Origin of the sequence: Candidatus Steffania adelgidicola, assembly GCF_020541225.1 — a bacterium.
In the GTDB taxonomy this organism is placed as follows: Bacteria; Pseudomonadota; Gammaproteobacteria; order Enterobacterales; family Enterobacteriaceae; genus Steffania; species Steffania adelgidicola.
The window spans coordinates 574,399-587,354 of the sequence record NZ_CP045889.1 but is presented as its reverse complement, the minus strand read 5'-3'; the positions used below and the strand labels follow the sequence as shown (position 1 = coordinate 587,354).

Genomic DNA, 12,956 nt, shown 5'->3' with positions numbered 1-12,956 from the left:
AGCGAAAAAAATAGATACTTCTTTCTATATAATTTTTTTCATTCTAATTTGTCTTTTATCATCCACACTCAGCGAATAAACTTTTCACAATTGGTCAATCTGTTGCAAACATCACAGATATCCTTTTGAAGGATATTCAAACAGTTTTTATAGAGGACTGATGATACATGCTTTATCAGCATGTATTACTTGATAATTAGATATGATTAATAATCAGTATTAAATAACAAGAGATTGCTGTAGGCGATCAAGCATGAGTTAATAGTAAACCTATCTATATCTATAGATATAGATATAGATATAGATATAGATATAGATATAGATATAGATATAGATACATTCTATAAAATAGGCGCTGACCGTAGGAATCTTACTTATTTAGTAATCGAAATATATCCTTATAATATAGTAAATACGCTATCTCTCTCAATACTCATTAATATAATAGATGAAGTTTAATCTTCAATTATAGTAAAACGGCACTTCACCCTTTATAATAGAAGCAACGGTTTCTATCGCTTCCATTATAAATGGAATTGATTAATATCAATATTATGGGATTGGATAATGCCGAAGGCCGGACTCGAACCGGCATACCGCGAAGGCGGTTGATTTTGAATCAACTGCGTCTACCAATTTCGCCACTTCGGCAAAGACTATACGAGAATTTAAGTTCCATACTACCGTATCATAGATACTACTGCAATAGTAATTCACTTTTCTATATGCAGGACTAAGTACAAAAAATCTAAAAAGTATATGATCTCCTCAGTCAATGAGCAGTGGGAGAAAAGGACTAGTGATTCATCTAAAATAAGGTAATTGTAGTCATATTCTTTATATTATTTATTAAATATATTCCAGTGTACGTCATGTGTTAAGGCTAGATAAAATCTTGCAAACCAAAGATTGGAATACAGCAGTGTTTCATAGGAAAAACTATATTTGCTTGCATTGAATATCATGATTCAAATTAATGAATTAAAATAGGATTTCATCCTTGACAAGATCTTAATGTTTATTAAGCGCAATGGACAAGAACTTGATTGGTTCTCAATAAAGCATTAGGAATGCTCTCACACAACTCTAAAGCATGTGCAAAAAGTGTTAGAAGCTAAGGGAAGTTTTTAAAACTCCGCTCTAAAAAGATACAATCTAACTTATTTGATAACAAAAATTGTTTCTATGACACCTTACCAGAGGTTTAAGGCCTCCCCTGAAAATTAATAAGATTTTACTTTGAATAAATCAGAAAACCAAAAACAAAGAAAAATAGAGTTTTTTAATAAATATTCTAACAATTGTATTGTACTGGATCTTATCTTTTTCTCTTTAAAAAAACTTCATCATTGTGATATACAAAAGCACTTTCTAAAAACTAAATATTTAAAATCTATCGTCAGTATGGAATATCTATTCCACCCAATTTAGAAGATCCAATTGAGTATTGAAAATAAAAAATCATTATGGCGTAGGACTCTGTTTAGAGAGGGTATAATACCCATGAAGTCAATTAGATAATTTTTAGGGATAAGGTGAAATGTTCTAATGTTTTTTTGCTTACCTATATGCTGTCTTAGCAATTTTAGCATTTAAAAGACTCTTCGAAGAAAGCAAGTACCATAATCAATACGAGCAAAACATACCATCTCTTCTTCACGAACATAACAAGGCCCGCACGATAAATGTTCTTTTCAACTGCATTAATTATATTTTAAAATAGCCAAACGCGGACGATGAAGCTAGTTAATGTATATTACCTCAAGATATTTTATCGGAAATGGAAACAGGCCAAGATAACCTCTAATCATGGTAGCATCCTGTATGATTGTGGCTGATAAGGATAGGGATTTAAGGGCAATAAACCTTTAATATTATAAAATCTCTTTTTATCGTAAATAAAGTGCTTGAAGACGACTCATGACCCCACGTTCACAGTATAAAAGGTAGGTGTGTGTCTGATTAAGAGTACAAAATTGACTACCTAGTTTATAGAACAGTATGATCTTCACTGCTGCATGCTTTAATGTTAGCGATCTATCTTCCTGTTCATCAGGAGATCTAATATCCAACAAGAGATGACTATTACTCAATGCATCAGTCGTTTTCACTTCTATGAAGTTTACAGCATTCTCCTTGCAACAATGCTGTAAAACTCACATACCTGTACCTAAAATAACGGAACGTCAAGCACTATACAATCAAATCTCTCTCTCTTCTTGTTTGAGTTGACTTTTCACTGCCTAAACAGTCGATTTTTTAGAAAAATCCATAGTATTCTGACATACTTTGAATATATTTCTATGCCGACCTGACGTGCCAGATTGATCATATTTTATTTATTATGGGAAATACAGGGTCAGGACCAGTGAGTGCATCCCAAACATTGACAATCCTGTACAGATTAGTGAGTCTCTGAGAGAATACTTGAATACGTGCTTCGCCTGTTACTAGCGCTTAAATAGCATATCGCTTTATAATAAATGATATGGTACACACCATGATGCGCTTTAGGAAAATCCTATCTATCAGGCCGTCATCTACCTTTTTTAAACTTTCGTTGCTCACCTGAACGAAATCAAAAGATATAAAATATACGTTATGCGATATTAAAAATCGATGCCATAAGAGATAGCAATACCTAACAGATACCGATTTCATGAAACATGTGGATAAAATTAAAAAACAATAACCACCTAAACCTTCGAAGTACTCAAATTATCAGGCCTAGCTGATCATATGTAATTTCTAGTAATATTATTGTATCGGGATGAGTGCATTGAATACAAACATGTGGCTATCATGGCTTGATAAACATCAAGCATTTTTTTTCAAAAAATAACCTTATATCTTGAATATATGATAGATACCGAGAAGATGAGTCAAAACATTGGATAGGTAGTGCTATGTACTGAAGTACTAGCTTATACCTCGATATAATCTCAATAAAGTAATACCGAACATAAGATATCGCAAAGTTTAAGAATATTACAGGTCTTACTAACAAGTATTTTTATAAAATATAACTGTGCAATTTAACTTTTTATCGTGATTTTCTGCAACAGTTCGATGATGAATTTCAGAAGAATAGTCATGCCCTACTGATTAAGTAGTAACGCCTTGCAATCTATTATATAATAGAAAACCAGGTACACTGTACCCCCTACAGAACAAAGCAAGAGTACTATTTTCACATTTCATACGGGATTCAGGTGACATTTGCTAATCATCACACTCTAGATTAAAATTGAATCTTATCCCTACTTTAGGTAAGTAACCGGTAAGATATAAACCATGAAAAAAAAACTGAAAAACTCGCGAGTTTTGATACTACCATCAAAAAAATTAAAGCAGAAACTCACTAAACAAGCAAAACAGCGAGTTCATATCCTTTTGAATAACAAACCAGAAGACCTACTTACTTATTTTTATTCAGAAAAAGATAGAGTATGAGCGATTTTGCAAGAGCGCTAGAAGATAGTCGCAAGAAGGTAGATGCCGTACTTGAACATTATCTTAACGCCCTCCCTAGACAACAAGCCCCCCTTATCAAAGCTATGCGCCATGGTACACTACTGGGTGGAAAGCGTCTTCGGCCGTTTTTAGTTTATCAAACAGGGCGTCTTTTTGGTCTACCTTCCATCAATCTTGATGCCCCTGCAGCTGCGATTGAGTGCATTCATGCTTATTCGCTGATTCATGACGATCTACCAGCAATGGATAATGATAAATTACGGCGAGGTTTACCAACCTGCCATGTTAAATTCGGCGAAACGATAGCCATTTTGGCTGGCGATGCGCTGCAAACATTGGCTTTCAGTATTTTAGCTGATGCAGAGATGCCAGAGGTATCTTTACAAGATCGCCTAAAAATGATCTCCATTCTAGCTTCCGCTAGCGGAGCTAAGGGGATGTGTCTCGGACAAGCGCTAGATATAACGCTAGCAGAGAAACAAGTCTCACCTAAAAGCTTAGAGATTATGCATCGGCACAAGACAGGCAAGCTTATTCGAGCAGCAGTAAGGCTAGGTATGCTGGCACCAGGCCAATACAATAGCGTAACGGGTCGTTATCTGGATCGTTTCGCTGAGACGATCGGTTTAGCTTTCCAGGTACAGGACGATATTCTTGATATTGTGGGTGACAGTCACAGCACTAGAAAACAACAGGGTCAAAATCAAAAAATAGATAAAATCACCTATCCGGCACTACTAGGACTGGATATGGCGCGAGTAAAGGCTAAAGCTCTATATGATGCATCGCTAGCATCCTTAAAATCTATCGCTTCGCTCGGTTATAATATAGCCCCGCTGGTAGCGCTAGCGCGCTATATCATTGAACGTGATAAATAAGTCGATGTGGTTCTTTACATCTCAAACATGAGTACTCCATGAGTCTTGACACAAAAAAATACCCAACACTGATCTTGGCTAACAATCCTATAGAGCTTCGCCAGTTACCACAAGAGAGTCTAGTAGCTCTATGCGAAGAGCTACGGAATTTTTTGCTAGATAGTGTTAGCCGCTCAAGCGGACATTTCGCTTCGGGACTGGGTACAGTGGAACTGACAGTAGCACTTCATTACGTTTATAATACGCCGTTTGACCAGTTAATTTGGGATGTTGGCCATCAGGCTTATCCACATAAAATTCTAACAGGACGCCGCGATCGTATTACCACTATTCGCCAACGTAATGGGTTACATCCATTTCCCTGGCGTGGTGAAAGCGAATACGACCACTTATCTGTAGGACATTCTTCAACCTCCATTAGCGCTGGACTCGGTATGGCAGTGGCGGCTGAGATTGAAGACTTAGATCGTCGTACAGTATGCATCATTGGTGACGGCGCCATCACCGCCGGCATGGCATTCGAAGCGATGAATCACGCAGGCGATATAAAATCAAACCTGCTTGTGTTACTAAACGACAATAACATGTCCATTTCGGAAAATGTTGGGGCGCTGAATAAGCGGATAGCACAGATCCTGTCTGGTAAACTCTACTCTAGTCTGCGTGAAAGCGGAAAAAAAGTATTATCTGGTATTCCGCCGATCAAGAAATTAGTAAAGCGCACTGAAGAACATATTAAAAATATGGCAGTACCGGGTACTCTATTTCAGGAGCTAGGATTTAACTATCTCGGTCCGATGGATGGACATGATGTCCATGGCCTAGTGAACACGCTTAAAAATATACGTAACAAAAAAGGACAACATCTTCTGCATATAATGACCCAAAAAGGCCGTGGCTATGCACCAGCAGAAAAAGACCCTATAAGCTGGCATTCGGTACCAACATTCGATCCCAAAATTGGTACACTCCCAAAAAGCGGAAACAGATGCCCCTCCTACTCAACTATTTTCGGTGATTGGCTTTGCGCTAGTGCCTCTGGTGATAATAAATTGATGGCGATCACACCGGCTATGCGTGAAGGTTCGGGGATGGTCGAGTTTTCTCGCCAGTACCCGAATCAGTATTTTGATGTAGCTATTGCTGAACAGCATGCAGTTACCTTTGCTGCAGGACTAGCTATTAGCGGTTATAATCCTGTGGTCGCTATTTATTCCACCTTTTTGCAGCGTGCGTACGATCAGTTAATTCACGACGTGGCCATTCAGAATTTACCGGTTCTATTTGCCATCGATCGCGGCGGGGTAGTTGGTGCTGACGGCCCAACTCATCAGGGCGCATTCGATCTCTCTTACCTACGCTGTATTCCGAATATGGTCATCATGACGCCGAGCGATGAAAACGAATGCCGCCTAATGCTACACACTGCATATCACTACCGTATAGGGCCAACTGCGGTACGTTATCCACGCGGCAACGGAACCGGAATCATTCTTAGCGATCTGTATGAATTACCACTAGGAAAAGGAATAGTTCGACGCCAAGGTACGGGGGTAGCTATTCTCAATTTTGGTACCTTATTAATTCACGCAGAAAATGCGGCGAAGGCCCTGAACGCAACACTAGTAGATATGCGCTTCGTCAAACCTCTCGACGGTGCGCTAATAAGCGAAATGGCAGATAGCCATCGGGCACTAGTCACAATAGAGGAAAACGCTATCATAGGGGGCGCCGGCAGTGGAGTAAATGAATATGTTATGAACAGTCGGCTACAGGTGCAAGTATTAAATATCGGCTTACCGGATCACTTTTTACCACAGGGTAGCCAGGACGAGATCCGGTCGGATCTAGGACTGGATGGTGAGGGGATCCGTCGGAAAATTGAGGCATGGCTAGCTTAGCCCTTAGTAAAAAATATATTCTCCTGGCTACATTACTTAAATACCCTATATTACTAGATTCTTAACGGATATATGCAGCATTTCCTATTCATGATCATAGACTAAAGATTCAATTTTTTCCCGTTATAGTAGCTAATCTATTTGAATGCATTAAGCATAGCACTGATTCTTAACTCTCCTCATGTTTTTTAGCTGTGTTTTATGAAAAAATTCTATACGTTGTTAAATTACATCCGCTTTTTATAGAATAGCACTCCCCATTAAAGAGATCCTAAATTACTGTTGTTATAAAAAACTGAAGTATTCTAGCTGTTTTAATAAGTCTTCTTTTAATTTTATCTCCAACTTGTATTCATTCAGATTTAACTAACATGTAATCAAGCATTTTTCTTTAATAAATCCAACGAGATACAACGCAGATATAATACAGAATTTCTTTACTGTTATCTCGTATATATACACTTTTTTCTGTATAGTGTAGCGCAGATTGCAAGAAAATCATGGCATTATTCTTCATCATGCATGCCTTCAATACCCCATCAAGATAGTTATGCTTGATATCATATTCACCACCTTCTCGCTCATATCTCTACTTCAGGTAAGACTACGGTTACCTCCATCCTTATCCCAGCACTCCCTTAAAATAAGAAGTAATAATATTAATGTTTACAAAAGAATCATATGCAACAAATCATAATCGATATTAAATCTCCACCGGAATACTGCACTCTATAAAGAGCTATCAATATTAACGTATAAAATCATATTAATGTTCAAACATCGCGGAAATAGACTCTTCATTACTAATACGACGAATCGCTTCTGCCAGCATCCCAGATAATGTTAGCGTACGCACATTAGGTAATGCCTTTATTGCTGGATCTAGCGGAATAGTATCACAAACAATAACTTCATCGATTACCGATTTTTTAATATTGGTATAGGCATTGCCAGAAAAGATCGGATGCGTAGCATAAGCAAAAACCCGTTTAGCGCCATGCTCTTTCAAGGCTTCAGCGGCTTTACATAGGGTGCCTCCAGTATCGATCATATCGTCTACTAGTACACAGTCACGACCTGATACATCTCCAATAATATGCATAATCTGCGAAATATTCGCGCGCGGCCGTCGCTTATCAATAATTGCCATATCAGTATCATTAAGCAACTTAGCTATTGCACGCGCACGCACCACACCCCCAATATCGGGAGAAACGACAATTGGATTTTGCAAACCCTGTTGCAACATATCTTCTAAAAGAATTGGGCTGCCGAATACGTTGTCTACCGGTACATCAAAGAAACCCTGGATCTGTTCTGCATGTAGATCGACTGTCAGAACGCGGTCAACACCAACGCTTGATAGAAAATCCGCTACTACTTTGGCAGTAATTGGAACGCGAGAAGAACGGACACGACGATCTTGACGGGCATATCCAAAATAAGGAATAACAGCAGTGATACGGCCAGCAGAAGCACGACGAAGCGCGTCAACCATAACCACCAATTCTATTAAATTATCATTAGTGGGTGAACAGGTAGATTGAATAATAAAAATATCCCCACCGCGGACATTTTCATTAATTTGCACAGTAACTTCGCCATCACTAAACCGACCAACAGCAGCGTTACCGAGATTGGTATACAAACAATTAGCAATACTATTCGCTAGTTCCTTGGTAGCGTTTCCAGAAAAAAGCTTCATATCAGGCACGAGAAAAACCTCCGACTTGCATCTAGAAAAAGTCTTGCGGCAACTAGACACCGGAAAAGATATCGAGCTCTACGCAGCAATCCTAAAAAGAATATAGTACGCTATATGTTATGCTTCTAATAAGACTCGGTGCAATGGGGAAACATTAACACCTCGCGCTACAAAACCGCGCATCCATACCGGAGCCTGAGATAAAACCTGGCGTGCAGCCATCTCAGTGTCAAATTCATGAAATACACAAGCCCCTGTACCTGTCATTCGTGAAGGTGAATATTTTAACATCCATGTAAGATGCTGTTCCACGGAGAAAAAACATTTTCTGGCAATCGGTTCACAATCATTATAAAAAGGCGTGTCCATAAGCTGAAAGTGTGAGCGTACTGGCGTATCTCTTTTTAGCGCAGGATTGCTAAAAATATAAGGCGTAGAAATATTAATCGGTGGAATCAGAACGAGATACCACTTTTCTTCCGGGCTTGCTGGCGTGAGGCAAGCACCGATACCTTCAGCCAATGCCGCTCTGCCGTATACGAATACCGGAACATCTGCACCCAGACTTAACCCAAGCTCTGCAAGCGTTGACAAAGCCAGCCCGCAACCCCAGCGGACATTAAGCGCCACAAGAACAGTGGCGGCATTTGAAGACCCGCCGCCTAGCCCCCCCCCTATGGGTAGCACTTTCTTAAGCCAGATATCTGCCCCCGGCGTTAAAGGATCATCTAACGTCCAGCAGTGGCGCTGCAATAACCGAGCGGCACGAAGAATAAGATTCTCTTTTTCCGTAACGCCAATAATCTGATTTTTTAGGCAAATTCGGCCACCCATAGTGGGTACTATGATTAGGGTATCGCTATAATCAAGAAACTGAAATAGAGTTTGTAAAAGATGATAACCATCGGCACGCTGTCCAGTAATATATAAAAATAGGTTAAGCTTAGCCGGGGCAGGCCACTCGTTCGTCATGATAATCTCCAGCTATCCATTTTTAATTTGATGCAATTATCTCCCTGATTTAATTGCATTCTCTCTGGCATAGCTGGTACAATCTCTTCATAATACTTTTGATAATTTACCGTCCAGATCTGCCCATTGTAGCACTGATGCAGTGTATGCAAATATCCTCGGGAGTCCAGGGTAAAATTCGATGCATGACCAGGTAGGCCTAGCATCCATTGGCGTAAGTCGTTTATCGGAATAGGTATACCAGCCAGTTTCTTTATCATCATCTCAGGATCTGTGCCAGTATAACATTTACCCTGTTTATTGATAAACCTCCCTTTGTTTAGCTGGATATTAATATCCATTTCTGTGGCACCAAGCGGGTTAGTTAAAATTAACCGATAACGATTAGCGCTAATCTGGTGCCAATTAAATCTAGCATAGACTTTTTGATCACTAGAAAGATAAGCGAATGCACCACACGTCTGATAATGCGTGAGGTTTGATACTTTCTTCTGATGGGCGACCCATTCGGGTGAGCTGTGAATTTTAGCAGAAATAGAAGAAGAAACACCACAGGCAGAGAGTAATAGGCTAAGAAATAAAAAGAATCGACAAACAGTGTGGTTAGGCTCTGGCATGACTTTACCGTCCTTCAAATGCGAGGAATAAAAAAGTTTTTTTACGCTAGCTTAGAGGATAGTGAGCGTCAATAGCTATCATTATTAAATTTCATCTCCCAATTGATGAGGAATAATGTAGAAAGAAAAATGCGGTTTAGTTTTTCTTCTTTCTGATTATCAAATATAAATATCATTGCTTAATCAATGATATTTATAAAATGCAGTATCAATAAAAAACAGTATCGTTGGATTTATGTAAACGGGTAACTTTTTAACCAGATATGATAGAGGCAGCACTAGATGACTTAGTGGCATACTTCCAGATCAAAAGTACTCACGTCCTTTCTAATCGTAATCACGCTAACTTAGTCAGTATTGAATAGCAAGTTGACTATCACGAGGCGGCTGCCTCAGTGACTGAGATATAATATATCCCCATCTAGAACCTATCAAAGCATCCTGTAGTCTTTCTGGATCTCAGCTAAACCACTATCCGGCATCTAATGCCCGTCATATAAACTTAGACTCACTAATCCTCATCAAGCTCTATATTCTCGAATCAATGGAGAAATTCATTAAATCTCACTAGGATCACCACCTATCACTAAATAGACGTTAATCCTTTTGAAAGTCATTATTTATGGTTGATAGAGTACACACTAAAATAACGATCAATTCCCTCCCAACATCAAAATCATCTCTATTCTGGATCTAGAAGATTTTTAAATCTCTTGTAGAAATGACCCTCATGCTACTATATAAAGAAAAACCATGCACATAATCGCATGAATAATATTGACACTAAAATTAAGATTAATCGACTTATCATAACCACATGCCTGCGCCTATATCAATAGGCGATGGAACTAAGAACAAAAGTTAGCGCTCATGTTATTAGCTACGTAAAACTTGATTAGCAGTCAAGCTATTCCTTTCGTTATCACCACTCACACTTCCAGTACCTTATCAAATATAGCTAAAATGCTAAAGAAAACACTTAAAGTGAGTCGTTTCTTACCCAGCTTGCTAGGGTAAAAGCTCGATCACATATATATCTATATACTCTGCGTGATCTTCATTTAATTCTTCCACAATAGAATTGTATTAGAAATAACTATCATCATCTAAAAATATCTGGATATTATAATGAGCAGGCAGTTATAGCGATAAATTGCAATTAAGATAATTTATAATTAGCGGCCTACGCGAGTAGACAACTTGAAAGAGGTATTTAAAGCCCGCGCTTTAATGGGGCTCTACACTTACTTCTCCATAAGCCGGTGTAGGTAGTGCAAGGCATTCCGGGATGCTAACAAACTTTCATTACAAAAACACCCAGCGACTATAAATTTTATGCAATCTCTCAAGACTCAATGCACACTAAATAAACATAAGGTAAATTACCACTCATGAAATCTTCGATGGTCGAAAAATTAGAGACGTTGCAAGAGCGTTGGAAAGAACTAGAAGTTCTCCTCGGCGACCCAGATGTGATTGCTAATCAGGCGCGTTTCTGTACTCTCTCGAAAGAATATGCACAGTTGTCTAATCTGAGTAACTGTTTCCAACGCTGGCAAAAAATGCAATATGATATCCGTAATGCGGATCATCTGTTGCAAGACCCGGAAATGCATAGTATGGCACAAGAAGAGCTAAGAATATGCTACGACCACAGAGAACAGCTGGAAAATCAGCTAAAAGCACTTCTAATACCGAAGGATTCTGATGATGAACGGGGGTGCTTTATCGAGGTGCGTGCTGGAACTGGAGGTAATGAAGCAGGACTGTTTGCGGGCGTTCTATTTCGCATGTATAGCCGTTTTGCTGAGACGCGCCGCTGGCATATGGAGATTGTTAGCACCAGTGACAGTGAGCAGGGCGGCTATAAAGAAGTGATCGCTAAGATCTCAGCTGAAGGCGCCTACGGTCTACTAAAATTTGAATCCGGAGGACATCGTGTACAGCGGGTGCCAGAAACAGAATCCCAAGGACGTATTCACACCTCTACCTGTACCGTCGCAGTAATGCCAGAGATCCCAACAGCAGAATTACCGGAAATAAATGCCAGCGATCTACGTATTGATACCTTCCGCTCCTCTGGGGCAGGTGGACAACACGTTAACACCACCGACTCAGCTATCCGCATCACCCATCTGCCGACTGGACTTGTAGTGGAATGTCAGGATGAACGTTCCCAACATAAAAATAAAGCCAAGGCTCTCTCAGCGCTGGGAGCACGTTTATATGCAGCCGAAGTCCAGCGACGCCAACAGGAAAATTCTTTAACACGCCGGACGCTACTTGGTAGCGGTGATCGTTCTGATCGTATTCGAACCTATAATTTTCCACAAGGACGAGTGACGGATCACAGGATCGCACTTACCCTATATCGGCTAGAGGAGATTATTGACGGAAAACTCGATATACTCATTAAACCTATTATGCAGGAATATCAAGCCGATCAGCTTTCCAACGTATCTGAGGGATCTTAATGACTTGGCAGGAATGGCTAACGATAGCCTATGCTAGGCTTCGCGCATCCAAGAGCCCTAGCGCTAAACGTGATGCTGAAATTTTGCTGTCAAAGGTAACGGGTGCAACACGCACCCGCGTGTTAGCCTTTGGGGAAACCCTATTAACGGACAGGCAGCGAACTGTATTAGAATTGTTATTAGAACGACGCGAACAGGGTGAGCCTATAGCCTATCTAACTGGCGAACGTGAGTTCTGGTCTCTACGGATTCGAGTATCGCCCGATACCTTAATTCCACGACCTGATACGGAATGTCTAGTGCAACACGCACTAGATCTATTGCCTCCTACACATGCTAATGTGCTAGATTTAGGTAGCGGTAGCGGCGCGATCGCGTTAGCGCTCGCTTCAGAACGACCTGCTTGGAAAGTAACCGGACTGGAACGTCTATTAAGCGCAGTGACTTTAGCTCGCGACAACGCCACTAAACTTAACCTGAATAACGTAAAATTTTACGAAGGTGACTGGTTTCAACCATTTCAAACCAGATACTACGATCTAATTGTTAGTAATCCACCATATGTTAAAGCGGACGATCCTCATCTAAATGAGGGCGACGTGCGCTTTGAACCCCGAATCGCCCTGGTAGCTGGAAAGGAAGGTCTAAAGGACCTAGAGGCGATTTCACGAGCTGCAGGCCCGTGTTTGTTAGCAGGCGGCTGGCTCCTGCTGGAACATGGCTGGCATCAGGGTACAGCAGTACGTACACTCCTTGCCCGTGCTGGCTTTTCACAGATTACTACCTTCTGCGATTATGGTGATAATGAGCGCGTTAGTCAAGGACAGTGGGTTCACAAAGAACTATGATCCAAAAGATAAAAAAAGAAACCTTTCTATATAAGACAGGATCACTGAAGTTGATCAAAAAAAACAATTAGTACTTGCCTTCAACCT

7 protein-coding genes, 1 tRNA gene and 1 pseudogene are annotated in these 12,956 nt (G+C 40.0%); 4 read left to right on the top strand and 5 right to left on the bottom strand.

The window, feature by feature from the left end:
* Positions 1–568: 568 nt before the first annotated feature.
* Positions 569–651, bottom strand: a tRNA-Leu gene (locus tag GFK82_RS01665).
* Between the two features lie 1,238 nt (positions 652–1,889).
* Positions 1,890–2,123 (bottom strand): annotated as a pseudogene (gene thiI / locus GFK82_RS04070) (thiazole biosynthesis protein); the annotation flags it as partial.
* A 1,326-nt stretch (positions 2,124–3,449) separates the two neighbouring features.
* On the opposite strand from thiI, the gene ispA reads away from it, so the two are divergent.
* The gene (gene ispA, locus GFK82_RS01655) at positions 3,450–4,352 is read left to right on the top strand and encodes a (2E,6E)-farnesyl diphosphate synthase (RefSeq protein WP_226811190.1); all 903 of its coding nucleotides are present in this window, start codon (positions 3,450–3,452) and stop codon (positions 4,350–4,352) included.
* Between the two features lie 38 nt (positions 4,353–4,390).
* A complete protein-coding gene (gene dxs / locus GFK82_RS01650) occupies positions 4,391–6,253 on the top strand; it encodes a 1-deoxy-D-xylulose-5-phosphate synthase (protein WP_226811189.1) in 1,863 nt (620 codons plus the stop codon).
* A 766-nt stretch (positions 6,254–7,019) separates the two neighbouring features.
* Here dxs and GFK82_RS01645 read toward each other — a convergent pair.
* From GFK82_RS01645 to lolB, 3 genes are all read right to left on the bottom strand, one after another.
* Positions 7,020–7,967: a ribose-phosphate pyrophosphokinase gene (locus GFK82_RS01645; RefSeq protein WP_226811188.1), complete on the bottom strand. Its 948-nt coding sequence runs from the start codon at positions 7,965–7,967 to the stop codon at positions 7,020–7,022.
* Between the two features lie 108 nt (positions 7,968–8,075).
* Positions 8,076–8,930 carry a 4-(cytidine 5'-diphospho)-2-C-methyl-D-erythritol kinase gene (gene ispE, locus GFK82_RS01640; protein ID WP_226811187.1) on the bottom strand — a complete coding sequence of 285 codons (855 nt, stop codon included), beginning with the start codon at positions 8,928–8,930 and terminating at the stop codon, positions 8,076–8,078.
* Positions 8,927–9,547 (bottom strand): lipoprotein insertase outer membrane protein LolB, encoded by a 621-nt coding sequence (lolB, locus tag GFK82_RS01635; protein ID WP_226811186.1) that lies wholly within the window; start codon positions 9,545–9,547, stop codon positions 8,927–8,929. Before lolB ends, ispE begins: the two co-directional genes overlap by 4 nt.
* 1,391 nt (positions 9,548–10,938) lie before the next feature.
* Between lolB and prfA the strand changes: the two genes are divergently transcribed.
* Together prfA and prmC are read left to right on the top strand one after the other, a co-directional pair.
* On the top strand, positions 10,939–12,021 hold the full coding sequence (gene prfA, locus GFK82_RS01630) for a peptide chain release factor 1 (protein ID WP_226811185.1): 1,083 nt from the start codon (positions 10,939–10,941) through the stop codon (positions 12,019–12,021).
* The gene (gene prmC, locus GFK82_RS01625; RefSeq protein WP_226811184.1) at positions 12,021–12,869 is read left to right on the top strand and encodes a peptide chain release factor N(5)-glutamine methyltransferase; all 849 of its coding nucleotides are present in this window, start codon (positions 12,021–12,023) and stop codon (positions 12,867–12,869) included. Before prfA ends, prmC begins: the two co-directional genes overlap by 1 nt.
* Positions 12,870–12,956: the final 87 nt, after the last annotated feature.

Coding starts and splice junctions, on each gene's coding strand:
- prfA (WP_226811185.1), top strand. CDS start 10,939: ATGAAATCTTCGATGGTCGAAAAATTAGAGACGTTGCAAGAGCGTTGG.
- ispE (WP_226811187.1), bottom strand. CDS start 8,930: ATGACGAACGAGTGGCCTGCCCCGGCTAAGCTTAACCTATTTTTATAT.
- ispA (WP_226811190.1), top strand. CDS start 3,450: ATGAGCGATTTTGCAAGAGCGCTAGAAGATAGTCGCAAGAAGGTAGAT.
- lolB (WP_226811186.1), bottom strand. CDS start 9,547: ATGCCAGAGCCTAACCACACTGTTTGTCGATTCTTTTTATTTCTTAGC.
- prmC (WP_226811184.1), top strand. CDS start 12,021: ATGACTTGGCAGGAATGGCTAACGATAGCCTATGCTAGGCTTCGCGCA.
- dxs (WP_226811189.1), top strand. CDS start 4,391: ATGAGTCTTGACACAAAAAAATACCCAACACTGATCTTGGCTAACAAT.